This is a genomic window from Mycolicibacterium canariasense (assembly GCF_002101555.1).
In the GTDB taxonomy this organism is placed as follows: domain Bacteria; phylum Actinomycetota; class Actinomycetes; order Mycobacteriales; family Mycobacteriaceae; genus Mycobacterium; species Mycobacterium canariasense.
The window spans coordinates 45,247-70,266 of record NZ_LQOL01000042.1 but is presented as its reverse complement, the minus strand read 5'-3'; the positions used below and the strand labels follow the sequence as shown (position 1 = coordinate 70,266).

The 25,020-nt window shown below is 63.3% G+C and carries 22 protein-coding genes; 13 read left to right on the top strand and 9 right to left on the bottom strand.

Going from position 1 to position 25,020, the window contains the following annotated elements; all coding sequences use genetic code 11:
- The first annotated feature begins 778 nt into the window (after positions 1-778).
- The 4 genes from AWB94_RS09700 to AWB94_RS09685 all read left to right on the top strand — a co-directional run bounded on the left by AWB94_RS09700 (position 779) and on the right by AWB94_RS09685 (position 5,294).
- Positions 779-1,540: a polysaccharide pyruvyl transferase family protein gene (locus AWB94_RS09700; RefSeq protein ID WP_062655100.1), complete on the top strand. Its 762-nt coding sequence runs from the start codon at positions 779-781 to the stop codon at positions 1,538-1,540.
- Positions 1,541-1,601: 61 nt separating this feature from the next.
- Positions 1,602-2,801: a glycosyltransferase family 4 protein gene (locus AWB94_RS09695; RefSeq protein WP_131805201.1), complete on the top strand. Its 1,200-nt coding sequence runs from the start codon at positions 1,602-1,604 to the stop codon at positions 2,799-2,801.
- 271 nt (positions 2,802-3,072) lie between these two features.
- Positions 3,073-3,906, top strand: coding sequence for a glycosyltransferase family 2 protein (locus AWB94_RS09690; protein WP_165605267.1), 834 nt, complete (start codon positions 3,073-3,075; stop codon positions 3,904-3,906).
- Positions 3,907-3,962: 56 nt separating this feature from the next.
- The gene (locus AWB94_RS09685; protein ID WP_062655097.1) at positions 3,963-5,294 is read left to right on the top strand and encodes an O-antigen ligase family protein; all 1,332 of its coding nucleotides are present in this window, start codon (positions 3,963-3,965) and stop codon (positions 5,292-5,294) included.
- Here the strand turns inward: AWB94_RS09685 and AWB94_RS09680 are convergent.
- From AWB94_RS09680 to AWB94_RS09665, 4 genes are all read right to left on the bottom strand, one after another.
- Complete coding sequence (locus AWB94_RS09680; RefSeq protein ID WP_062655096.1) at positions 5,291-7,003, bottom strand: AMP-binding protein; 1,713 nt, start codon at positions 7,001-7,003, stop codon at positions 5,291-5,293. The two genes, AWB94_RS09685 and AWB94_RS09680, sit on opposite strands and share 4 nt — an antisense overlap.
- Before the next feature lie 109 nt (positions 7,004-7,112).
- Complete coding sequence (locus AWB94_RS09675; RefSeq protein ID WP_234811678.1) at positions 7,113-8,660, bottom strand: sugar transferase; 1,548 nt, start codon at positions 8,658-8,660, stop codon at positions 7,113-7,115.
- Positions 8,661-9,634: 974 nt separating this feature from the next.
- Positions 9,635-10,267, bottom strand: coding sequence for a GAP family protein (locus tag AWB94_RS09670; RefSeq protein WP_062655095.1), 633 nt, complete (start codon positions 10,265-10,267; stop codon positions 9,635-9,637).
- 7 nt (positions 10,268-10,274) lie between these two features.
- Positions 10,275-10,796 (bottom strand): arsenate reductase/protein-tyrosine-phosphatase family protein, encoded by a 522-nt coding sequence (locus AWB94_RS09665; RefSeq protein ID WP_234811677.1) that lies wholly within the window; start codon positions 10,794-10,796, stop codon positions 10,275-10,277.
- Between the two features lie 129 nt (positions 10,797-10,925).
- On the opposite strand from AWB94_RS09665, the gene rfbA reads away from it, so the two are divergent.
- The 8 genes from rfbA (at position 10,926) to AWB94_RS09625 (ending at position 19,743) form a co-directional block, all read left to right on the top strand.
- Positions 10,926-11,795 (top strand): glucose-1-phosphate thymidylyltransferase RfbA, encoded by an 870-nt coding sequence (rfbA, locus tag AWB94_RS09660; RefSeq protein ID WP_062655093.1) that lies wholly within the window; start codon positions 10,926-10,928, stop codon positions 11,793-11,795.
- A complete protein-coding gene (rfbB, locus tag AWB94_RS09655; protein WP_062655092.1) occupies positions 11,795-12,793 on the top strand; it encodes a dTDP-glucose 4,6-dehydratase in 999 nt (332 codons plus the stop codon). Before rfbA ends, rfbB begins: the two co-directional genes overlap by 1 nt.
- On the top strand, positions 12,756-14,228 hold the full coding sequence (locus tag AWB94_RS09650) for a sugar nucleotide-binding protein (protein WP_062655091.1): 1,473 nt from the start codon (positions 12,756-12,758) through the stop codon (positions 14,226-14,228). The genes rfbB and AWB94_RS09650 overlap by 38 nt, the downstream gene beginning before the upstream one ends.
- 143 nt (positions 14,229-14,371) lie before the next feature.
- Positions 14,372-14,773, top strand: coding sequence for a hypothetical protein (locus AWB94_RS09645; protein ID WP_062655090.1), 402 nt, complete (start codon positions 14,372-14,374; stop codon positions 14,771-14,773).
- 199 nt (positions 14,774-14,972) lie between these two features.
- On the top strand, positions 14,973-16,691 hold the full coding sequence (locus tag AWB94_RS09640) for a DUF4012 domain-containing protein (RefSeq protein WP_084394990.1): 1,719 nt from the start codon (positions 14,973-14,975) through the stop codon (positions 16,689-16,691).
- Between the two features lie 150 nt (positions 16,692-16,841).
- Positions 16,842-18,206, top strand: a complete 1,365-nt coding sequence (locus AWB94_RS09635) for a tyrosine-protein kinase domain-containing protein (protein WP_062655088.1) — start codon at positions 16,842-16,844, stop codon at positions 18,204-18,206.
- Positions 18,207-18,239: 33 nt separating this feature from the next.
- The gene (locus AWB94_RS09630; protein ID WP_062655087.1) at positions 18,240-19,247 is read left to right on the top strand and encodes an isopenicillin N synthase family dioxygenase; all 1,008 of its coding nucleotides are present in this window, start codon (positions 18,240-18,242) and stop codon (positions 19,245-19,247) included.
- A 13-nt stretch (positions 19,248-19,260) separates the two neighbouring features.
- Entirely contained in the window at positions 19,261-19,743 is a 483-nt protein-coding gene (locus AWB94_RS09625) for a flavin reductase family protein (RefSeq protein ID WP_062655086.1), read from the top strand.
- A gap of 2 nt (positions 19,744-19,745) precedes the next feature.
- Here AWB94_RS09625 and AWB94_RS34110 read toward each other — a convergent pair whose 3' ends face one another.
- The 5 genes from AWB94_RS34110 to AWB94_RS09605 form a co-directional block, all read right to left on the bottom strand.
- A complete protein-coding gene (locus AWB94_RS34110) occupies positions 19,746-19,907 on the bottom strand; it encodes a hypothetical protein (RefSeq protein WP_109761995.1) in 162 nt (53 codons plus the stop codon).
- A 248-nt stretch (positions 19,908-20,155) separates the two neighbouring features.
- Positions 20,156-20,905, bottom strand: a complete 750-nt coding sequence (locus AWB94_RS09620) for a succinate dehydrogenase/fumarate reductase iron-sulfur subunit (RefSeq protein ID WP_062655085.1) — start codon at positions 20,903-20,905, stop codon at positions 20,156-20,158.
- Position 20,906: 1 nt separating this feature from the next.
- Positions 20,907-22,811 carry a fumarate reductase/succinate dehydrogenase flavoprotein subunit gene (locus AWB94_RS09615; RefSeq protein WP_062655084.1) on the bottom strand — a complete coding sequence of 635 codons (1,905 nt, stop codon included), beginning with the start codon at positions 22,809-22,811 and terminating at the stop codon, positions 20,907-20,909.
- A 37-nt stretch (positions 22,812-22,848) separates the two neighbouring features.
- Complete coding sequence (locus AWB94_RS09610) at positions 22,849-23,679, bottom strand: succinate dehydrogenase subunit SdhC (RefSeq protein ID WP_062655083.1); 831 nt, start codon at positions 23,677-23,679, stop codon at positions 22,849-22,851.
- A gap of 46 nt (positions 23,680-23,725) precedes the next feature.
- A complete protein-coding gene (locus AWB94_RS09605) occupies positions 23,726-24,028 on the bottom strand; it encodes an Rv0250c family protein (RefSeq protein WP_062655109.1) in 303 nt (100 codons plus the stop codon).
- A gap of 116 nt (positions 24,029-24,144) precedes the next feature.
- Here AWB94_RS09605 and AWB94_RS09600 point away from each other — a divergent pair, with 116 nt between their 5' ends.
- Positions 24,145-24,900 (top strand): isocitrate lyase/PEP mutase family protein, encoded by a 756-nt coding sequence (locus AWB94_RS09600; protein WP_062655108.1) that lies wholly within the window; start codon positions 24,145-24,147, stop codon positions 24,898-24,900.
- Positions 24,901-25,020: the final 120 nt, after the last annotated feature.

The following is a 25,020-nucleotide window of genomic DNA, read 5'->3' as shown; positions in this document are numbered from 1 at the left end:
ATCTGCGCTGCGGATGAATTCCCCAGAATGGGAAACGGGTGCACTCGGCTCCAACATGTGCTGGGATCGGTGAAATCCGTTGTGTGTGTTCGGGTGGAACTCGTCCGCCTAGATGTCGACCAGGACGGTGAGCGGGCGCCACAACTTTCGCACCCGTCGAAACCGGGCTACTCTCCACCTCGGAACTACCGCGATACATGGCACCGTCGAGTCGCTTACCGGAGGGGTCTTGTCGGCCTTTCCATGCGTTGCCGACAGGACAGTTGGTGTAAACGCAGTAACCACGCGGAAATATTGTCGAATGAGACGGGTCGCAGATGCGGATGAAGGTCGAATCGATGGTCAATCATTCCCCGTCGCTTCGCTTGCCGCGGTGAGCGTCGCGCATCCGATCCAGGAGGATCATTGAAGGTTTTCTCCATACGGAACCTGGCCAGGCGAAACGCTGAACGTCTCGGCTTCTGCAGTATCGGTTGTTGCGCAGTTCCTCGAGTCGTGCCTGGCGGGTGCACGGGGTGTATGTGACTGCGCCTGTTCACAGTTGGGTGAACGTCTACGAGGTTCGGTACGGGAGGCGCGCTTGCCGGTGTGCGGCAGGAACTACGCCCTTGAACCGACCGTTCAACGGTGTTGAGCAGGGCGATCCCGCGTGAAACTGTTCTGGTGGTCTCCCCGAAGAGATGTGCGTGCCGCGTGGGTGGAGTTGCGGTCCCACGCCTCGACGTGGGCCCGTCTCCACGCTCGCGGAGGAAGGCTTCTGTCGAACTTTGGTGATGAGATGTCACCATTGATCTTTCGATCGTTAGGCTACGACGTCACCTGGGCTCCCCTGGACTCCGCCGAGCTCACCGGTATCGGATCTGTCCTTGACCTGTACATGTGGGCGCGCAAGCGGACAAGCTCGGTGGTGTGGGGGTCGGGGCTACGCACGAGCCCTACACCCGAAATACGCGATGCCGTGCTGGGGTCGGTCGCGAGCTTTGTCGCGGTCCGTGGGCCCAAGACGCGGGATGCACTCGGTCTTCCGGAAAGTACCACTCTCGGTGACCCCGGTCTGCTCGCGCCTGCGTTGGTCGAGGGGCTCGCGCTGCGGCGCGGAACCCATCCGGTGATCGTCCCGCACTATCGTGTGTGGGCGAATCCGCAGTCGCGGGCGGACTTGAAGGCACTGGCGTCAGACGGATGCCGGGTGATCGTCCCGAGTGAGCACCCGATCAGGGTGGTGCGTGGCATAGCCGAGGCCGGGATCGTCTATTCGTCGAGCCTGCACGGCTTGATCGTGGCCGACGCCCTCGGCGTGCCGGCCGCGCTGCTCCGATTCGAGGGGACCGCGCTCTCTGGTGAGCCAGAATTCAAGTATGCGGACTACTTCGCAAGTGTGCGGTCGGATCCAAGTTGGGTCGGTACCCGCCAGATCGCCTCTGCGCCAAAGGTGCTGCTGGACCAGATCGAGCAGGATTCAGAGGCGAGGCAGCGGGCGGCTGCCGCGCTCAGATCGGGTCTTGAGCGGTCGGCCTGTCTGCTGTCGGGGGTCAGATGAGTGTGGTTAGTGCGCAATCACGCGGCGTCTTCCGTCGCCGGTGTTCACGGGCGGGCCGACCGTGACCAAGGTTCTCCTTCTTTCGCCGTTCTCCCCGCTCGTGGATCACGACCACGCTGCAGCCGATTACATGGCCCCGATGGTCCGTGAACTCGGCAAGCTTGTCGACTTACACGTTTACGCGCCCATCGACAGCGCGGCAACCCAGTGCTCTGTCGTCACCGGGGTGACTTATCACGCTGCGTCCCCAGTGTGCAGGAGCACGGCCACTGCGGCCGGGCTCTACCCCTATCACTTCCGCGAATCCTGGAGTAGACGTTCTACCCGTGAAGTGCTGCGCATCGTGGAACAGATCGAGCCCGATGTCGTTCATATCGAGTACATCCAGCCTGCCGAGGCTGCGCTCGCCATTCGAGATATTCCTGTGACCATCACAATGCACGATCTGGCGACACGCGCCTACGCGCAGTCGATCCGGGCACCTTGGTACACCCCTCGCGGCGCTTTCAACCGTGTGGAGTTGACACGGTACGGCTTCTGGGAGCGGGCGGCCGTGCGCCGGGCAGCGCATGTTTTCACCCTCTCTGACAGCGATCGACAGGACGTGTCTCACGCGGCCAAGTCCTGTTCCTCGGCAAGGATCGGAGTGTCGGTGGATGCGCCGGCCTGGTCGCGGGTGGAACGACAAACGCCCGTTGTGTTGTTCGCGGGCGCCATGTGGCGTCCCGCAAACGCTCTTGCCGCAGAGTATCTCGCACGTGAGGTGCTACCGCACATTCGTCGGGCGCATCCCGACGCCGTCCTGCGGATCGTTGGTGCGCGGCCGAGGAACACGGTGCGAGAGCTCGGGTGTCTTCCCGGTGTCGACGTCGTCGGGTCGACGGACGACTACCTGGGCGAGTTCGGGCGCGCCGACGTGGTGCTCGCACCCTCGATGGTCGAGGCCGGCGTCTTACTCAAAACGTTGCATTCGTTCGCCGCGGGTGCGCCGACCGTGCTGAATTCCCGCGCAGCGCGCGGCCTGGTGGGCCTTGACTGGGGCAAAGAGGCGCTTGTTGCGGATGAACCCGAGCAGATGGCGGCTGCGGTGACGCAGATACTCTCCGATCCGTCGTTGGCGCGCGCGGTCGGAGCGGCGGGTCGAAACTTCGTCGTGCGAAACCATTCGTGGAACTCATACGCTCAGGAATACGCCAGGGTCTTCGGCGAACTGACTGTCAAGCAGGCGACGAGTCGATATTGCGATGAGGGAAAGGCATGAGCGGGGCGCAATCTCGGCCGCTCACGCAGTGGGTTGGAACGGCATTCGATCGCGGAACCGTGGCCTCGCGGCGTCGTATCGGCGCTCCATTTCCCTGTCCTTCGAGTGAACCGGGATTCAGAATATCTGGTCCGAATGCGGTTGGAGCGAAGGGAATCTTGACAAATTTGGCATTTGGGACTGTTGGACTCGTCCGTGTACGTATGCGGATTTGCCGGGCGGCCGCCGGTCCACCTACGACATATGGCTTCGCACGGCGATGAGTGTTCCGGTGGCGATCGTGGTGGGTTACCGCTCTGAGGCTGTGATCGGCGAGTGCTTGGCCGCTTTGCTCACAGTTCCTGGTCTGCGAGTATTCGTCTGGGACAACTCACCGGACGCGGCAACGCGGGCGGAGATCGAGAAGGTCGGCGGCGGCAGGGTCACCGTCCTGTCGGACGGTACGAACCACGGATTCGGCGGCGGAGTCAATCGCGCAGTCGCAGGGGCACTCGCAGTGCTTGCAGATGATGACGTCAGCCTCATCGTTGTCAATCCGGATTGCGTTGTCACACCCGATGTGGTGGACCGGCTCATTACTCGGGTCGGCGCGGACGATGCGGGTATGGTAGCGCCGAGAATGCGGTATCCCGATGGGCGCGTGGGATTTGCCGGCGGTCCGTGGCCGTCAGTGCTGAAAGAAGTTGCCGCCGCGACACGATTGGATGATCTATTGCCGGTTGGACTGCGAAACAAGATCATCGCCGGCGGTGGCAGGATCCTGGGACGGCGGAACACGCTAGCGGACAGCCTGGTGGAAGGAGTCGAACTCGAGGTCGATTGGGTCTCGGGGTTCTGTTTTGCGATCCGGTCCGAATTGTTCACCGCGGTTGGGGGATTCGATGAGGACTACTTTCTGTACTACGAGGATGTCGATCTGGCACATCGCGTACGGGCTAGAGGTTTTCGCAATCTCGTTCTACGCGACGTCGAGGCCCTGCACTATGAAAGCACTTCGACGCGCGGCGTCGGCAAGTCCAAGATCTACTGGGAAGGATTCGCGACATATTGCGCAAAGCACAAGTCCAGAAGCGCGGCGCGGATCGCGCGTCTACTCACCTCGTGAAGTGATGGATAGAAGGTGGCGGGTGCTGCACTCGAAGGACCAAGGCGCGTGATGTCATGACCGTCGTCTATGTACTAGCGGTGGTGTTCGCGCTCTTGATCGTGCGTGGCTTACAGCGAACTTCCGAGGAGAGTTCGGCGATGACCCTGGTCTTCATCGCTGCAACGTGCTACCTCGCACCGGCCTACATCGTGTACCTGGGTGACGTGTACAAGCATGTCGACATCGCGTCGTCGTCCGTCGGTGTGACGTCGGTGATGGTCGCGGTTGCCACCGCCTTGCTGATCAATGTCGCCGGAAGACTGCGGGCTCCGGGGGGCGTGCTGCTTGCCCCGGCTGCGATCTGGCTGTTGGTCGGCACCTGGCTTTCCTGGGGCCGGTCTGATGAGCACGATGCCGGCCTGGCGCATTTGGGCGTGGGATTCGGTGCATGGTTGGTGGGCGCATCCTGCGCGTACGCCATCCGCGCTGACCCGCGCGTGCGCGAGCGTGCTGCGATGTATCTGACGGGCTTGCTTGCGATCCAGGCGCTGGTGGTTGTCGGCCAAGCGCTCGGCTTCGACATCAATCCGATGAGCGCGCAGGAGCTTGCGTTGCTCGAGGGGCGATACAACGGACTTCTCAATCATCCAGGACAACTCGCCAACGCCACGTTGATAATCTTCGTCCTCATCCTCGGGCTTCGCGACAGCATGGCGTCGTGGCGAAGCGGCCGGACCGCGCTGCTTTTCACACTCGTTATGGGCATCTGTATTGCTGCGGGCAGTCGGGCACAGATTCTGGGTGCGATTGCCTTGCTCCTGGGCTGGGCGCTCTTCGCCTTCGGACAGAGAGCACCCCGAGGGCGAAGATTCGGTGCGGTGGGCATCGCCGTCTTAGGTCTGGTCGCGAGCTACCCGGTGCTTCAGAAGAGATTCTCGGAAGACCCGACCGGCGGCGGCCGCGGCATCCTGCAAGAGATCGGCTTGCAAGCTGTCATGGAGCATCCCTGGGTCGGGGTCGGACCCAACAGCTACGTCAGTGTCATCGGGCTGTCCGACGCGCTCACTGCCTCCGGCGTGCCCGTGCACAATGCGTTCCTGATTTCGGCAGCAGAGCTGGGGATTGTCGGCGCAATCGCCCTATGGCTGCCGGTGCTCTGGACTTTCGCTCGCGGATTCCGGTTGCGCAAAGAGGGCGGCAGTGGCCGGGCACCAGCCGTGGCCGCGACTGCCTTCTTCGTTCCCTTCTTGATCAGCACGTTTACCGGCTGGGGCCTTTTATCGGATCCGCTGTATGGGCTTCTCATGTTGGTCATGGGAGCGATCTACGCGCTGACGTTCCCCGCGACAGCAACCGAGGAAGCGTCGAAGCCGGCTCTGCCGAGCCACGTCCAGGCCCGACCTTAGGCATCAAGCCGGACGAATTGCCCCTGTCGGTGCTGCTCGACGCATGCCGACCGCCGGATCTTGCCGCTCGTGGTGGTCGGGATCGAACCGGGTGCCACCAGGACGACGTCCGCGACGTGCAGCCCATGTGCACGTGAGATCGCGGCGACTACTTCGCTTTTCACCACTGTCAGATCGTCGGCATCGCCGAGTTTCTTCATTTCGATCACGGTGACAAGCTTCTCGGTCTGTTCATCAGGCACCGCAATGGCCGCCACCCGACCACGGGTGACCTGCTGGACCGTGGCCTCGATGTCTTCGGGATAGTAGTTACGGCCCCGTACGATCAGCATGTCCTTGATGCGTCCCACGATGAACAGGTCGCCGTCGGAGATGAAGCCTTGGTCTCCCGTGCGCAGCCAGCCGGTGGCGGGGATCCCCTCAGGCGCGTCTGCGAGCGTGGCACCGAAGGCGGAACCTGTCTGTTCGGGTTTGCGCCAGTAACCGGCGGATACGTTTTCCCCGTGGGTCCAGATTTCGCCGACGACGCCTTCTGGGCTGAGCTTGCACGTGTCGGCATCGACGATCCGCACCAGCGGTGAGGTGGGGATCCCGTATCTCATGAGCGGGGAGCCGCCTGGGCGTCGAACCGCGACACCGTGATTCAGCTGCTCGGCGTCGAACTCGACAGCCTCGGGGGCGCGGCCACTATTGCTGCTGGCGACAAAGACGGTTGCCTCCGCCAAACCGTAGGAGGGCACCACCATCTCCGGTCGAAAGCCGGTGCCGCTGAAGCGTTCGTTGAACTTCACCAGGGTCGGCGGGTGGATGCGCTCGGCGCCGTTGATGATGCCGAGGACTCCACTGAGATCGAGATCTGCCATGTCCGCGGCCGACGCGCGCCGCGCGGCAAGGTCGAATGCGAAGTTGGGCGCCGCTGACCACGCGTAGACCGGTCGGGACATGGCCTGTAGCCAACGCATCGGGTCGGCGAGGAACGCCAATGGGCTCATCAGGTCGGCTGTGTGTCCGGACAGGATGGGTGCCGCAATCCCCAGCATCAAACCCATGTCATGGTAGAACGGCAGCCACGAAACCAGTTCGGCGCCCGGTGGCAGCACGCCCCCGTACTCGACGAAGTAATCCGCCATCAACTGTTCGAAGTTCGCCACGAGGTTGCGGTGGCTAATCATGACGCCGGCCGGTAGCCGGGTGGATCCCGAGGTGTATTGAAGGTAGGCCGTTTCCGGGCCGGCCGCGGGTGTTGATCCGCTAGGAGCCGGGCGGTCGAGATCCAGCGCGTCTACCGAGACCACCGCGATCATGGCGGCACCGTCATCCACGTACCGGGTGGCGACGTGCGCGACGGCGGAGGTGGTCAGCACCACCACCGGCGATGTGTCAGCCACCACGGCACTGACCCTCTCGTCGTGCGAGCCGGGGACCGGTACCGACAGCGGGACGGCAATGTATCCGGCCTGCATCGCGCCCAGAAATGCCACGATGTAGTCCAGTCCTTGCGGTGCGATGATCAGCGCCCGGTCGCCCGGTGCGCCGTACTGTTCGAATTCCAGCGCGGCATTGACCGTGCGCCGGTGTACCTCCGCCCAGGTCAGTGTCGTTGAGACACCGGCAGGGTCTAGGTCGTAGTCGGTGTAAGTGAAGGCCGCGGCGTCTGGGGTCGCGCTGGCGCGTTCCTGCAGGAGGGTCAGGATTGACGCGTTCGGCATGGTGGTCAGGCTACTCAACAGCTGGTGTGGCCACCCTATGGTGGGGCGGCTCACCTATCCCCAAGGCCAGAGGTGCCGCCTGCAGGAAGCCAGACGGTGACGTGGTCTCCTATCGGCCGGGCCGCTCGCGGTACAAGACCACCGCGCGGAACGTCCGAATGATGATCTTGATGTCGAGCCAGAGCGACCAGTTCTCGATGTAGAAGTTGTCGTACCGGGCGCGGTCGAGGATCGAGGTATTCCCTTTGAGCCCGCTCACTTGAGCGAACCCGGTCAGACCTACCTGTACCCGATGGCGGTGGGCGTACCGGTCGACCTCGCTGGAGAACTGTTTCACGAAGTGCGGGCGCTCGGGTCGGGGCCCGACGATGGTCATATCACCCCGGAAGATGTTCCACAGTTGTGGTAGTTCGTCGATGGAGGTGCTGCGCAGAAAGCGCCCCACCGGGCCAACGCGGTTGTCGGAAGCCACATTCCATTGCGTCTGGGACTCAATGTCATTGGCCGGTCGCAAGGAACGAAACTTCAGCAGTTCGAAGTGCCTGCCCCCGCGACCTACTCGAACCTGCCGGAAGATCACGCCTGGTCCGCCTTCGATTCGCACGGCGATCGCGGCCGCCGCCAGCACCGGCATCAGCGCGATGAGTGCAACCGACGAGACGATGATGTCGAACATGCGCTTGATCACCCGCGTCGCTCCCTGCAGATTGGGATTGCGGATCCGCATGATCGGGATGGAGCCGATCTGGTCCGCCATCCCGGTCTGAGTGTGGAAGTGGTGCATCCGCGGAACGATCAGCAGCTCGGCCGTCAGACATTCTTTGGTGCGTACCGCTGTCATCAGCGCGCGTTCCCCGAAGGCGCCATCGGCGATCAGGAGCGTGTCCGCGCCGGATGTCACGACGGCCATGTCGAGATCGGCGAGCCGGCCGAGTCGTGGCAGGTATTGCTCGGCCGGGCAGATGTCGCAGTCGTCGACATAGCCCTCGACCTTCAGTCCGTACTCGGGGTGCTCGCGGAGGGTCCGAGCCAGTTCGGCGGCAGCCGGGCCGCCGCCGATGAGCACGGTGTGGTGTCGTGTCAGGCCGTGTCGGCGGCTCGCAGCGATGAGCCGTGTCGTGATGACGCGACCAAACACAAGCAGCGCGATAGCCTGTGCCGCTGTCTCGAGGAAGGTCAGAACGGCGATTCTCTGATGTGTGTACAAGATCGCGGTGGCAACAACAGCGGTGGCGGCAAGCAGCCGGGTGAGCAGCGTAGGCAGGTCGTCCAGAACGCTCAGGTGCAGTGGTGCGGTGTACTTGGTTCCGCCGGTGAGGAGCAGGACTCCCAGAACCGCCAGTGCCAGCATCGAAAGCACTTGAGGGGGCCGCCACGCCAGTGGCGCCAGAATCATGGCGCAGTCGATGACCGGAACGACCATGTATCCACGAATGCGGCTCAAGAGCGGTCGGCCGGATGCCGTCTTATCGATTGTCCCGGTGCGGGCCGAGGTGGCCATGTGGGCGGGCGGTGAGGTTGTCGGGTCGGCGATGTGTTTCCAGCCCGCGTCGGCCAACGCGGCCGTTCCTGCAGTCAGATTCGTAACCGCGATGTCACCCGGCAAGGCTTTTCCGGAGGAGTTGGCGTTCGTTATGGCGTCGGCTATATCCGTCACTTGCACGTCCGTTCGAAATCAGCAAACAATCTTGTCTCCGCAGAATCTGCGAAAACGCGACCCCGGACTGGGGATTTGACTGACGTCGTCGTCAATTCGAGCAATGGTTCGCGCGGATGCTTCCGATAACGGGAGTCGCTGCCCGCAATCCGTGAGTCCACGCATCTGGTATTGGGAAAGTATTTGCTGGTGTACGCGGAAGGGGTAACACGGAGCCCAGTGCGACATCTGGCATCCATTATCGCTAATCCCCCATTGTTTGCGCAGTTCAGCAGGATCGTAACGGGCTTCGGCGGCGCGTGCACCGATAAATATTAACCATCATGTAAAAACTTTGGGCGGACTTCGTTCGGCGACCCCGTACCTTCGCAAAGTAGCTGGTAGAGCGTAAAAACAAGGTCCAGTTCGGGGATGAAGCTGCTCACCTGGCGGCATGCCGTCGGCGGTCAAAACGGGCCAAAGAATGCGCGATACTTGTTTGCTATAAGAGCGTTGATTGTGACGAGAATTCCGTAGAAGTATTTTGTTGCGGGTGTGCATAGAAATTAGCCATGGCAGCCCGATTGCGTCCGGTTGGTAGCGAAAATCGGAGCGTCCCCTCAATGGTGGCAAACAGTCGGGCAGTGATTCTGGCCGGGGCGCTTCCGCGCTCCGCCTGGGGCTGGGCAAGTTTCTGCCTGATCGAGCGAGAATTGCCCTGGTGGCCGGTGAGTCCACCTTGGCAAGGCTGCTATACATGGCGACGGATCGCGTGCGTGACTGCCAGTCCGGGCTGTGAAGTAACTGCATGAACTATTTGGTTGCCGTCCGTGCCGGAGTGTAGAGCCAGGGGTGTCCGGTTAGCCGCCACCGGTAGACCGCCCGCACGTCACCACATGTAGCGGATCGAGAACGCCGCCTGCTCTGCCGCACGCACCGCGGCATGTGGCGCCATTCGTGAATGGCGCGTTAATTCTGCGCCTATGGCGCGCCCGTCAGATGCCGAGCAGTCCTGCCACCAGCAGTGCCACGCCCACCGCCGCCAGCAGTCCGGCAACTTCTTGACGCCGACGAGCCCGTACCCACTCGTTCAGAGTGTTCATCACTGCAGTGGTGCGGGCAGGAGCCACGAGGTGGGCTAGTAGCGGAGCTTCTATCAGAGCGAAGGCCACCGCGTTGAAAGCGACGAGCGCGCCGAGTTGGGTGACCGCAGTGGTACCCGATGCCGCGATGACGGCGAGAGCCGCCAGATAGTCAAGCGACGGAAGCGCGATGCACATCCCCGCAACACCGGCGACCCACAGGGATCGGCCTTGCAGGACGCGCGTCACCCAGGCCGGCGGCGTCCGGGGTCGTCCTTTGGTCAACGAGAGAGTAACGGCGGCAACGATAGCCAACGTCCCGATGGCTATCTGTACCCGCGGCAAGGTGAAATGCGCTTCTGGAAGCCGCTTGCCGACGATGAACAGCACCGTCATGCCGACGGCAAGCCCCATGCCGAAACCGCCGGCGAGAAACGCCGCCAATTGCAGATGCGGACGCGGGCGACTCAATAGGACCACCGTCATGCCGATGCGGAATGGTTCCAGGCTGACTGCGACGGCCATGACCAGGAGCGTGAACCACATATGGGGCTCAGTCGCCCGCGGGCGCGGCGGTGCGGCGACATAAGTCGAGGACAGCGGGCAGCAGCCGGGCGATCTGCACTCCGACCTCTTCGAAGTACTCCCGATCGTGTCCGATCGGGTCCGCAATCTCGGCTACCCGCCGTCCGGCAAGATGTGGACGCAATCCGGCCAGATCGGTCACGGTAGCTTGCTCGTGTTCGGTGGCCAGCAGTGCGGCCTCGCCCAGGGTGAACGTTCGCCGGAATTGCCGTGGGGCCAGTTCCAGCACGCTGTTCCGGTGCGCGGTCGTCATGGTCAGTACCAAATCCACACCGTTGGCTATGGCGGGCGTGAGCTGGCGTGCGGCGAAATCGGCCGGATCGCCCCCCAGATCGCGGATGACACGCGCGGCCTCCACGTGGACGGGGTACCCGATCATCGCGTGGGTACCGGCGCTGGAGGCCACGAACTGCGGGATCTCGCGCGTCGCGGCCAGCTCCGCGGCGAGCCGCTCGGCTGTCGGGGATCGGCAAATGTTCCCGGTGCACACGAATAGTACGCGCAGGTCAACTCCCGGTCCCGTGCTGGTACGAACTGCGGATTTGCTATCCGTGGACTCACGGATGCGGTCGTGCCAACAAAGTTAGCCCACCAGGCGGGGCTGTGCCACGATGGCCGCGTGAAGGGGATAATCCTGGCTGGCGGATCGGGAACACGACTGCACCCGATCACCATAGGGGTGTCCAAGCAGCTCATCCCGGTCTACGACAAGCCGATGGTGTACTACCCCCTGTCGACGCTCATGCTGGCCGGAATTCGCGACATCCTGGTGATCACCACACCGCACGACGCCGCGAGCTTTGGGCGACTGCTCGGCGACGGATCCCGATTCGGTGTCTGCGTCTCGTATGCGCAGCAGCCGTCCCCTGAGGGCCTGGCCCAAGCATTCACCATCGGCGCCGACTTCGTCGGGAACGAACGCGTGGCGCTGGTGTTGGGTGACAATCTCCTGTACGGCCCGGGGCTGGGTACCCAATTGCAGCGCTTCCGCGACGTCGATGGTGGAGCAATCTTCGGTTACTGGGTCGCCGACCCCGGCGCTTACGGTGTCATCGAATTCGACGCAGACGGAACGGCGGTCTCGCTGGAAGAGAAGCCCAAGTCGCCGAAAAGCAATTACGCTGTACCGGGTCTGTATTTCTATGACAATGATGTGATTTCGATGGCTCGGTCGCTCAAACGGAGCGCACGCGGCGAGTACGAGATCACCGATATCAACCGAATGTACCTGGAGCAGAACAGGTTGCAAGTGCAGGTGCTACCCAGGGGGGCCGCCTGGCTCGATACCGGCACCTTCGACCAGATGACCGATGCTGCCGAGTTCGTGCGGACCATGGAGAGACGGACCGGCCTGAAGATCGGTGTTCCGGAGGAAATCGGTTGGCGCCAAGGTTATCTCACTGATGACGAGCTGCGCGAGCGGGCAGAGTCGCTCATGAAGTCAGGCTACGGCACCTACCTGCTGGATTTACTGGACAGGGGACGCTGATGGCGCGGCTTCTCGTCACCGGCGGTGCGGGCTTCATCGGCTCGAATTTCGTACACCATGTTGTCAGCCATACCGATCATCACGTCACCGTTTTGGACAAACTGACTTATGCCGGCAACCGCCAGTCGCTCGCGGGCCTGCCGGAACACCGGGTGTCCTTCGTCCTCGGAGATATCGCCGATGCCGGTCTCGTCGACGACGTAGTGCGCACTGTCGACGCAGTCGTGCACTACGCCGCAGAATCGCACAACGATCAATCCCTGGACGATCCGCAGCCCTTCCTGCAGACCAATCTGGTCGGCACCTTCACACTGCTGGAGGCCGCGCGCAGGCACAGCATTCGCCTGCACCATATTTCGACCGATGAGGTCTACGGGGACCTTGCCCTGGATGACCGGGCCAGATTCACCGAGACCACGCCCTACAACCCGTCCTCGCCGTACTCGTCGACCAAGGCGGGCAGTGACATGCTGGTGCGCGCCTGGGTTCGATCTTTCCAGCTGGAAGCCACGATTTCGAACTGCTCTAACAACTACGGGCCCTATCAGCACGTCGAGAAGTTCATCCCGCGCCAGATCACGAACGTCCTGCGCGGTTTTCGCCCGAAACTGTACGGTGCCGGCCACCATGTGCGGGACTGGATTCATGCCGACGACCATTCGTCGGCGGTGCTCGCGATCTTGCGCAAAGGACGAATCGGCGAGACCTACCTCATCGGTGCCGATGGGGAGAAGGACAACAAGACGGTCATCGAGATGATCCTCCGGCTGATGGATCAACCGGCCGATGCCTATGACCATGTCATCGACCGTGCGGGTCACGACGTGCGCTATGCGATCGATTCGACCAAGTTGCGCACAGAGCTGGGTTGGGAACCGCGTTATCAGGATTTCGAGCGGGGTTTGGCCGAGACCATCCAGTGGTATCGCGACAACGAAGCCTGGTGGGCACCTACCAAGGATGCGACCGAGGCTTTCTACGCCCGGCTGGGCCAGTGACGTGACGGAATTCGGGAAGACGTTGCGTGCGACAGCGACTCCGATTCCGGGTTTGACGATATGGGATCTACCTGTCCACGGCGACAATCGCGGGTGGTTCAAGGAGAACTGGCAGCGCGAGAAGATGGTGGCCGCGGGTCTGCCCGACTTCGGACCGGTGCAGAACAATGTTTCGTTCAACGACGCCGTGGGGACCACCCGCGGAATCCACGCCGAGCCATGGGACAAGCTGGTATCCGTCGCAGCCGGGCGAGTTTTCGGCGCGTGGGTGGACCTGCGTGCGGGGGCCAGCTTCGGGGCGGTTTTCACAACGGAGCTGGATCCGTCGCGTGCGGTGTTCGTGCCACGCGGGGTCGGCAATGCGTTTCAAACACTTGACCCCGAGACCGTCTACATCTACCTGGTCAATGACCACTATTCGCCCGGGATCGTCTATACCTCGGTCAATCTCGCGGATCCGGTACTTGACATCGGGTGGCCGATTCCGCTGGAGCGCGCGGAGCTGTCAGCCAAGGACCGCGCCAATCCTGCCTTGGCCGCGGTCGATCCGGTCCCGCCGCGCAAGTCACTTGTCATCGGTGCCGACGGGCAGCTGGGCCGCGCACTGCGTGCCGCATATGCCGACCACCCGCACGTCGATTTCGTCGGCCGTGCAGAGCTTGATCTCGCCGCTGGCGGCTTCGAAGACGCCTTTCGATGGCCGCAATACGCCACCATCATCAATGCCGGCGCCTATACGGCAGTCGACGCCGCGGAGACCGCGCAGGGCCGTGTGACAGCTTGGGCAACGAACGTCTCCGGCGTGGCCGCGCTGGCGCGCATCGCCACCGCGCACGGCCTGACGCTGGTGCACATCTCCAGCGACTACGTGTTCGACGGGACGACCGATCGACCCTATCGCGAGGACGACCCCCCAGCCCCGCTGGGCGTCTACGGACAGACCAAGGCCGCCGGTGACCAGGTGGTGGCGACGGTTCCACGGCACTACATCGTCCGCACGTCGTGGGTCATCGGCGAAGGGCACAATTTCGTCCGCACCATGTTGTCGTTGGCCGAGCGCGGCGCGAACCCTACTGTTGTCGATGATCAGTTCGGGCGCTTGACCTTCGCCTCGGAGCTTGCGCTCGCAATCCGCCACCTTGTTGAAACGCGTGCGCCATACGGCATTTACAACGTGACGGGGTCGGGCCCGGCGACGTCTTGGGCCGATATCGCGCGGCGTGTGTTTGCGCTGACCGGTCATGATCCGGATCGTGTGACCGGGGTGAGCGGCGACCAATACTTTGCCTCGATTGCAGGCCCCGTCGCGGCACGACCACGCAATAGTGTATTGGACCTGGCAAAAACCTATTCCGTCGGATATCGGACTACCGATGCCAATGAGATGCTGGCGCGTTATATATCGGGTTCGAACGCTGTCCGCGGGCGTTCCTGAGGCTAGGTAGCGGGGGCGCAAACGTTGTTGACCGAAATTTGCCTCGACGTAGAAACATCTGTTTACCTGCGGTATTAGCGGTTGACAGCGGGGGTGGGGTCTGGGACTCTTTTCCCAAGTTCCTTGACGGAAGGCCCAGAGAAATGTCCGCTATCGCGACACGTCTTTCTAGCGCAACAACCAAATTCCAGGTGGGCGTCGCGGCCTGCGCCGTCGCGGCCGCCGCTACTCTTACCCCGGCTATTGCGGCTCAGGCCGATATCGCCGCTCCGGCTCCGCTCGCTCCGGTGACCCAGGTGCTCGACAATCTCGCGCAGGACAACTGGCTGCAAAACAATCTCTGGTGGATCGGAACCGCCAATCCGAATCCGCCGGCGCAGATCACTGTCGTGTCTTTCACGCCGCTGTCCTTGATCCCCGGTTTCCTCAAGCCGATCTACCAATCGGTCACGGCTGGACTCAACTTTCAAGTCTGTCTCCTTGGCGCCAGTGCCAAGATCGGGCCGTATGGCACGTTGACCCTGTCCTTGGGTAGGGGCTGCTAGTCTCCAGACCGTCAGCCGGGACCATGGTTTCGTCCTTCGATGCTGACGTGGGTTTCCGCCCGCCAAGGGAAGGCAATCTCCGCTGAGCGAATCTTCGAATGATGGAGATGATCATCCGATAGCGGGTGACGACACGTCCTGGTTCGAACGGTTGCGTACTTTTTGGCGCCGCCGTGAGATCAAGGCTATCGCTGCGGGATTGGCGTTGTTACTGATCGGGCTGCTCGGCTGGTTGGGTATTGCGGCCTATTCGGCGAAAGGTGAGCTGGAGCAGGCGCGTGCGGTCGCTCAGCAGGCAAGGGACGCGTTGTCCGACGGTCGCGTCGCCGAGGCGCAGGGCCTGGCTGACTCAGCGGAATCGCACGCGCGCGCGGCCGACGATGCGACGCACTCGGTGCCGTGGGCTGTTGCCGCTGCTACCCCGTGGGTTGGTAGACCTTTCATTACGGCGCAACAGATTTCCCGCGTCGTTCTCGGTTTGGCCCGCGACGTGCTCAAGCCGTCGGCGCAGGTTGGCATGGCGATCGCGCCTGACAAATTGTTCGACGGGTCACGCCTGAACGTTCGTCTTCTTCAGGACAACGAGCCCGCACTCAGCAGAATCGCCGCGGATGCTCGCCGTTTGGAAGCCGAGGCGGACGCAATCTCGGAACCGGCCTATGTCTCGGTACTCGGGAAGGCTCGATCGGAGGTCCAAAGCCAGACCACGCGAATCACTGCCCTTCTTCAGAACACCGCCCTTGCAGCCCGGTTGGCACCGTCGATGATGGGTGCCGACGGCCCCCGTACCTACTTCATGGGTTTCCAGACCAACGCTGAAGCCCGCGGAACCGGCGGAATACTGGGCGGGTTCGGCATCCTTCACCTCGGCGACGGTGTCCCGAAGGTCGAATCACTGGGTCCCAACACGGAACTGAAAGGGCCTTTCACGCCGCTGGATCTCGGGAGTGAGTACGCCGAACAGTACGGATTTACCAATGCGAGTACCGATTTTCGTAATAGCAATCTCAGTTCCCACTTCCCGTACGCGGCTCAGATCTGGAGATCCATGTGGGCACAGCAGTCGGGAACCAATGTGGACGGCGTCATCGCCGTTGATCCCGTCGCACTGAGCTACATCCTCGGTGCGACGGGACCCGTCAATCTTGCCGACGGAGAGGTGATCTCCAGAGATAATGTGGTTGATCTGACTGAATCGGTTGCCTACCAACGGTTTCCAACTGACCAGGCTGCGCGCAAGCGCTACCTCCAGGATATCGCCAACGCAGTAGTGAAGAAGATGACGGGTGCCGTGCAATCGCCAAGGCATTTGCTCGATGCGTTGGGGAGAGCTGTCGGTGAGCGGCGAATCGCCGTCTGGAGTGCGTCCCCGGAGGATCAGAAACTTCTGGAAGAGACCCCGCTTGCGCATGCCGTGCCCGCCGATTCCGCGCCCTACGCCGAGGTCGTCCTCAACAATCTGGGCGGCAACAAGATGGACTACTACCTGCGGCGAGAGATCGAGTATGCCGCGGACGGATGCTCCGAGGAACGTCGGAACACCACCGTCACCGTCAAGTTGAAGAGCGTGGCGCCCGAGACGCCGCTACCTGAGTACGTTGCCGGTGCCAACGGTGTGATACCAAACATTCCCTTCAGGATGCCAAGCGGGTCGATGTTGACGTCGGTGCGCTTGGTCGCGACCGAGGGCGCGAAGATACTCAGCGCGTTCTCGAACGGTCAACGTATTCCGGTGTTCGTAGGGACCGAACGCGGGCACCCCACCTTCGAGATTCAAGTGGCCATTCCGCCAAGGCAATCCGGCGAGCTGGTCTTCCGATTATCGGAGCCGACCGCGTCAGGCGAGCCGCGGGTTCCCGTGCAACCGTTGATCGATGGCGTCGTACCCGTCGTGAAGGTGCCTGTATGCATGGGATGACCCGGGTTCGGGCGTCGTATGACTGCCGCCCTGACCCCAGGAGGGCGATTTGAGGCGGTCAGGATCGAACGCCGGCGGTATGCTGCCCGAACGTCAGAGTTCGAGCCGCAGGGCACTGAGACGCGCAAGATTCACGGCGAAGGGTTGGCTTTGAACCTACAAGACTTCTTGAAGTTGATTCGGGCTCGGTGGATCACCATCGCCGCATCGGTACTGCTGGCGACCGCAGTCGCGGGAATCGTGACACTGTTGACGACGCCGTTGTACCAGGCATCCACCCGGCTCTTCGTATCGGCTTCGACGGCATCCAGTGTTTCGGATATCTACCAGGGCAACCGCTTCTCGCAAGAGCGTGTCGTGTCCTATGCACAACTGCTGATGGGCGAGACGGTCGCGCAGCGAACCATCGACAAGCTCGGACTCGATATGACAGCTGAAGCGCTGCAAGAGAAGGTGAAGGCGACGGCGAAGACGGGGACGGTGCTGATCGACGTCGATGTACTCGATCCATCCCCGGTTCGCGCGCGTGATATCGCCAACGCGCTCTCGGACGAATTCGTGGTAATGGTCAAGGAATTGGAGACCGTGGAGGGCGGTGCCAAGCCAGATGCCCGCGTCGTCGTGGAGCAGCGAGCCTCGGTCCCCGATGCTCCGGTCAGCCCGAAGAAGGCCAGGAACATCCTCCTCGGAGTTGCTGCAGGGCTGGCGCTCGGGATCGGCTTGGCCATCGTTCGCGATGTCCTCGACAACACTGTCAAGACCCGGGAAGTCTTGGAGGACATCACCGGAGTAGGTGTGGTCGGCGGAATCCAGCTCGATAAAGAGCGCCGGAAGGCGCCTGCCATCTTCTTCGGCAAGGACAACAGTGCCATCGCAGAGTCGTTCCGAAAGCTCCGCACCAACTTGAGCTTTCTTGCCGTCGACAACCCACCGCGGGTCATCGTCATCACCAGTTCGATCCCGAACGAGGGAAAGTCCACCACGGCGATCAACATCGCCTTGGCGTTGGCCGAGAGCGGCAACAACGTGGCGCTGGTCGACGGAGATATGCGTCGACCGACGGTCCATAAGTACCTCGACCTCGTGGGTGCCGTCGGATTCAGCACGGTGCTCAGTGGTGCTGTGCCATTGGAGGAAGCTCTGCAGCCCTGCGCATTCGAGGGAGTCACCGTGCTGGCTGCCGGTGCTACGCCGCCCAACCCCAGTGAACTCTTGGCGTCCAACGCCGCGACCAAGGTCCTGGCCGAGCTGCGGGCCCGGTTCGACTACGTGATCGTCGACTCCTCGCCGCTACTGGCCGTGACGGATGCCGCGATCCTCGCGGCGAACGCGGATGGTGCTCTCATCATGGTGCGGTACGGCCAGACGAAACGAGAACAACTGGTACAGGCGGTGGAGAGCCTCAAGGGTGTCGGTGCGACTTTGTTGGGTTCGGTGTTCACAATGATTCCGGCAAAAGGCAGTTCCGGGTATGCGTACTCGTACAGCTACTACGGGGAAGCGAAGGCCAAATAGCCCGTCAGGGTTCCGTTCAGCCTGAGCCGGACCATGGCCACCCGGCCATCCGGCGGGAACAATGGAGCCGTGCTTTCCGTCCACACGGCGCTGCCCGTCGTCGACCTTCGCGGCGACCCGGCCGAACTGCGGGACCGGCTGCGCCGGGTGGCTCACGAGGTCGGTTTCTTCTACCTGACCGGGCACGGTGTGCCCGAAGACCTCGTCGAGCGCCTACTCACCCAGGCCCGCGCGCTGTTCGCGCTGCCGCAGCCGGACAAGGACGCCGTCGCGATGGTGCGCAGCCCGCATTTCCGCGGCTACACCCGCCTCGGTGGTGAGCTCACCGGCGGTCAGGTCGACTGGCGCGAGCAGATCGACATCGGCCCGGAACGCGCACCACTGGTCGCCCCGGCCGAGCCGTATCTGCGACTGCAGGGGCCCAACCAGTGGCCGGCCGCGTTACCGCAGTTGCCGGCGGTCATCGCCGCATGGGATACCGCGTTGGCGCGCGTAGGACGGACGCTGCTGCGGCACTGGGCCGTTGCCCTCGGTAGCCCGGAGGATGTGTTCGAGCCGGTGTTCGCCGAGACCCCGGCCACGCTGATCAAGGTGATCCGCTATCCCGGCGGCGCCCCGTCCGGCCAGGGCGTGGGCGCGCACCGCGATGCCGGCGTGCTCACCCTGCTGCTCGCCGAACCGGGCAGCACCGGGCTGCAGGTCCGCACCGACGATGGGTATGTCGACGTCGAGCCACTCCCCGGTGCGTTGATCGTCAACATCGGCGAGATGCTCGAGATCGCCAGCGGCGGCTACCTACGCGCGACCGAGCACCGCGTCCGCATCGGCGGCGCCGAACGCCTCTCGGTGGCGTATTTCTTCAACCCCCGCCTGGACGCGCGGATGCCGGCACTACCGTTGCCCGACGAGTTGGCGACCCAGGCCCGCGGCGTCACCGACGACCCCGCAAGCGATCGTATCTACCCTGTTTACGGGCGTAATGCGTGGAAGAGCCGATTGCGGGCGCACCCTGATGTGGCTGCGGCGCATCGTTACGTGTGAAGATGGAAGTGTTATGACGAACACCGAGTTGAGCCCGGCCGCGCTGCGTGAGGCGTTCGGCCATTTCCCGTCCGGCGTCATCGCGATCGCCGCGGAGGTCGACGGCGTCCGGGTCGGGCTGGCGGCCAGCACCTTCGTGCCCGTATCGCTGGATCCGCCGCTGGTGGCGTTCTGTGTGCAGAACACGTCGGAAACCTGGCCCAAACTGAAGGACCTGCCGGCCCTGGGCATCAGCGTGCTGGGTGAGTCGCACGATCAGGCGGCGCGCACCCTGGCCGCCAAGACCGGCGACCGGTTCGAAGGCCTGGACACGCACTCACACGAAAGCGGCGCGGTGTTCGTGCACGGCACCAGCGTCTGGCTGGAGAGCGCGATCGATCAACTGGTCCCGGCCGGCGACCACACCATCGTCGTGCTGCAGGTCAAGGGCATCACGGTGCACGACGTGCCGCCGATCGTGTTCCACCGCAGCACGTTCCGCAAACTCGGCGCCTGAGGTCAGGGCCGCCCGGCGAGCTCGTCGCGGTAGCGGGCTATCCGCTGTTCGATTTCGGCCGCATCACCGGGCCGGCCCTCCTTGCGGGCCAGTGCGGCGCGGGCGGTCAGCTCGCGGATCGCGGTCCGAATGTCGTTGACGCTGTTGATTCCACGCAGTGTCATCGAGGTCCTTTCGTCGCTGATCGGACGTTTTTCGGTCTCCCCCACCAACCGTACGCCCGGCGCCTGTGGTTGTGGGCTCGCATGGCCGTGGGTCCCGGACATCGAGTGTGCACTCAGAGTGTGATTTCGCGGCCGAACGCGATCTGAGCGCACGCTCACGGATCTGAGCGCATGCTCACGGATCTCAGCGCGGTTGTCTGCTCTTCGCGCAAGCGCTCATCGGTGCCGTTTGCTCTTCGCGCAAGCGCTCATCGCCGGAACAGCTTGTTCCCCAGCCACACAATCGGGTCGTACTTGCGGTCGGCGACACGCTCTTTCATCGGGATCAGCGCATTGTCGGTGATCTTGATGTGCTCGGGACACACCTCGGTGCAGCACTTGGTGATATTGCAGTAGCCCAGTCCGAACTCGTCCTGGGCCATCTCCTGGCGATCCACCACGTCCAGTGGATGCATGTCCAACTCGGCGATACGCATGTGGAAGCGCGGACCGGCGAAGTTCTGCTTGTTCTCCTCGTGGTCACGCACCACGTGGCAGACGTTCTGGCACAGGAAGCACTCGATGCACTTGCGGAACTCCTGGCTGCGGTTCACGTCCTCCTGCTGCATCCGGTATTCACCGGGCTGCAGGTCCTTGGGCGGGGTGAACGACGGGATCTGGCGCGCCTTCTCGTAGTTGAAGGACACATCGGTCACCAGGTCGCGCATCACCGGGAAGGTACGCAGCGGCGTCACCGTCACGGTCTCGGACGGGTCGAACGTCGACATGCGCGTCATGCACATCAGGCGGGGCCGGCCGTTGATCTCCGCCGAGCAGGACCCGCACTTGCCGGCCTTGCAGTTCCAGCGGACCGCCAGGTCCGGCGTCTGCGTGGCCTGCAACCGGTGGATGATGTCGAGCACCACCTCGCCGTCGTTGACCTCGACGGTGTAGTCCTGCAGGTCGCCACCGGCCGGATCACCGCGCCAGACCCTCAGATTCGCGTTGTACGCACTCATATCAGTTCTTCCAGTCGGGGTGTTCGGCCAGTTCGGCGGCGGTGTAGTACTTCTTCAACTCGGACAGTTCGAACGTGGCCAGCAGGTCGGGCCGCATCGGGACCTGTGGCTCCGGCGTCACCGTCACGTCCGGGACCACCCCAGCGTCGGTCGCGCGGCACACCAGCAGGGTGTTGCGCCAGTTGGCGTCCATCGCCGGGTGGTCGTCGCGGGTGTGCCCGCCGCGGCTCTCCGTGCGCTGTAGCGCGGCCTTGGCGACACACTCGCTGACCAGCAGCATGTTGCGCATGTCGATGGCCAGGTGCCAGCCCGGGTTGAAGACGCGGCCGCCCTCGACGACGACATTGGCGTAGCGGGCCTTCAGCTCGTCGATCTTGACCAGCACCTCTTGCAGCTCGTTCTCCTTGCGGATGATGCCGGCCAGGTCGTTCATCGACTGCTGCAGTTCGGCGTGCAGCGTGTACGGGTTCTCCGGATTCGCCTTGGGCTCGAAGGGTGCCAGCGCCAGCGTGGTGGCCGCTTCGAGGGCCTCCTCGCTCACGGTGGGGCGGTCGGTGAGGCCGCGGACGTAGTCGGCGGCGCCGAGCCCGGCGCGGCGCCCGAACACCAGCAGATCCGACAGCGAATTACCGCCCAGCCGGTTGGAGCCGTGCATCCCGCCGGAGCACTCGCCCGCCGCGAACAGCCCCGGGGTGGCGCCGGCCCCGCTGTCCGGGTCGACCTCGATACCGCCCATCACGTAGTGGCAGGTCGGACCGACCTCCATCTCGTCCTTGGTGATGTCGACCTCGGCCAGCTCGATGAACTGGTGGTACATCGACGGCAGCCGACGCTTGATCTCTTCGGCCGGCATGCGGGATGCGATGTCGAGGTACACGCCGCCGTGCGGCGAACCCCGGCCGGCCTTCACCTCTTCGTTGATGGCCCGGGCCACCTCGTCGCGGGGCAGCAGGTCAGGGGTGCGGCGGGCGGAGTCGTTATCTTTGAGCCACTGGTCGGCCTCTTCCTCGGTTTCGGCGTACTGGCCCTTGAACACCTCGGGGATGTAGTCGAACATGAACCGTTTGCCCTCGGAGTTCTTGAGCACCCCGCCGTCACCGCGCACGCCCTCGGTGACCAGGATCCCCTTCACCGACAGCGGCCACACCATGCCGGTGGGGTGGAACTGGATGAACTCCATGTTGATCAGGCTGGATCCCGCACGCAGGGCCAGCGCGTGCCCGTCGCCGGTGTACTCCCACGAGTTGGACGACACCTTGAACGACTTGCCGATACCGCCGGTCGCCAGCACCACCGCGGGGGCGGAGAACAGCACGAAATTGCCGGTCTCGCGGTAGTACCCGAACGCGCCGGCGATCTTGTTGCCGTCTTTGATCAGGTCGGTGATCGACGTTTCGTGGAAGACCTTGATGCGGGCCTCGTAATCGCCGAGTTCGCGCTTGTCCTCCTGCTGCAGGGACACGATCTTCTGCTGCAAAGTGCGGATGATCTCCAGGCCGGTGCGGTCGCCGACGTGGGCCAACCGCGGGTAGGTGTGTCCGCCGAAGTTGCGCTGGCTGATCTTGCCGTCCTTGGTGCGGTCGAACAGCGCACCGTAGGTCTCCAGCTCCCACACCCGGTCCGGGGCTTCCTGGGCGTGCAGCTCCGCCATCCGCCAGTTGTTCAGGAACTTGCCGCCGCGCATGGTGTCACCGAAGTGCACCTGCCAGGAGTCCTTGGTGTTGACGTTGCGCATGGCCGCCGCGCAGCCACCCTCGGCCATCACGGTGTGCGCCTTGCCGAACAGTGATTTCGTCACGACCGCGACGCGCAGGCCCCGTTCCCGGGCCTCGATCACCGCGCGCAGTCCCGCCCCGCCGGCTCCGATGACGACTACGTCGTACTCGTGCCGTTCGAGTTCAGCCATAAATGATCCTCGCTTGATCCGCTATCGAATTGTGTTTCTAGCCAACAAATCTCAGGTCGCTGATGGTCCCACTGGCGACCAGCATGATGTAGAAGTCGGTGAGCATCAGGGTGCCCAGCGTCACCCAGGCGTACAACTTGTGCCGGGTGTTCAGACGCGACACCTGGGTCCAGATCCAGTAGCGAACGGGGTGTTTGGAGAAATGCTTGAGCCTGCCGCCGGTGACGTGCCGGCACGAATGGCAGGACAGCGTGTACACCCACAGCATGATCACGTTGACCAGCAGGATGATGTTGCCCAGGCCGAAACCGAAACCGCTGGCGGTCTTGTCCGAATGGAAGGCGACGATCGCGTCGTAGGTGTTGATCACCGAGATGATCCCGGCGATGTAGAAGAAGTACCGGTGGGTGTTCTGGATGATCAGCGGCAGGCGCGTCTCACCGGTGTAGGTGGCATGCGGTTCGGCGACAGCGCAGGCGGTGGGGGATTGCCACACCGAGCGGTAGTAGGCGCCCCGGTAGTAATAGCAGGTCAGCCGGAACAGCAGCAGGAACGGCAGCGACAGCGCCGCATACGGCAGCCACCACACGTCGGGAAGGAACTGTGGCCAGAAGTGACTGGCTTCCGGCACACAGCCCTTGCTGACGCACGGCGAATAGAACGGCGTGAGGTAGTGGTAGGCGGGAACGTAGTAGTTGTTCTGCAGGAACGCGCGCACCGTCGCGTAGATGACGAAGGCGGCGAACCCGAGATCCACGATCAGCGGTGACTGCCACCATCGGTCGGTGCGCAGGGTGCGCTGTGAGATCTGAGCTCTGGTAGGTGAGAAGACGCCGGTGCCTTGACGATTCGAGGTCGGTGCGCTCACTGAGTTCCCTCTTTTTCTGTTGTGAACCGGCGCGGACGCCCAGGCGTCAGCGGGTGCCGCCGAGTCCTTCGTCGTCGACGTCGCGCCAGAAATCGCTTGCGTAATCGGTATCGGGGATGCAGATCTTCTCCACCGAATGTGGATGGTGAACTGTTCGTCCGCCGCGATCGCTTTCAAGCTCTTCGGCGTCGATATCGAGCCGGTCGATATCGTTGAGCATGCGTTCGGCGTCGTTCACGATGCGGCGCATCGCGGGGCTGTCGCCGTACCGGGCCGCCAACGATGTGACGCATCGACGGAGGCCGCCGATCAATTCGTGGAGTTCGGCAAATTCGGTCGTAGTGGACAAACTAGTGACCTCCTCGGGCTGAAGGGTGTCATGGATCACAGTACGCATTCGATGTTAGCCACAACATGGACTTCAGAGTGAGACAGATCACGTCTGAGAAACGAGAGGTAACCGAATTGTCGAATCAGGATCTGGTCGCGAAGGCCGCCGCGCTGCTGGCCTTGCACCGCCCGGGCAACCCGGGCGTATTACCGACGGTGTGGGACGCCTGGTCGGCGAACACCGTGGTGAAAGCGGGTTTCAAGGGTCTGACGGTGGGCAGCCACCCGGTCGCGGACTCGCTGGGCAAGCCCGACGGGGAGCAGATGAGCTTCGATGATCTGCTGACCCGGGTCGCCCAGATCACCGCTGCCGTCGACGTACCGGTGTCGGTCGATGTGGAGTCGGGTTACGGCGAGTCGCCGGCCGCGCTGATCGAGGGGCTGCTGGGCGCCGGCGCCGTCGGCTTCAACCTCGAGGACACCGTGCACCGCGACGGTGGCCGGCTGCGCAGCCCCGAAGAGCACGCGGCTCTGGTCGGGGAGCTGCGGGCGGCGGCCGACACGGCGGGTGTGCACGTGGTGATCAACGCCCGCACCGACATCTTCCTCAGGAACGAGGGCGATGAAGCCGATCGGGTCCAGCGCGGTATCGACCGGTTGACGCTGGCCGCGCAGGCCGGTGCCGACTCGTTGTTCCCGGCGGGTCTGCGAGATCCGGAGGGCCTGGGCACCTTCGTCAAAGCCGTGCCGCTGCCCGTCAGCGTCACCGTCCAGCCGTCCAGCGACCTGGCCGAGCTGACCGCGCTCGGCGTCGGTCGGATCACCTTCGGCCCGTTCCTGCAGTGGGCGCTGACCGAGAAGACCACCGAGATCCTGGATCGCTGGAAGTAGGCCGATTCTCACGTTGTGGTGGCGTCGAAGCCCTCACCGCCACCACAACGTCGGATTTCAGCGCCGGCACGAACCCACTCACACGCGCCCGCGACCCGTTGTGAGAACACCGTGACGGCT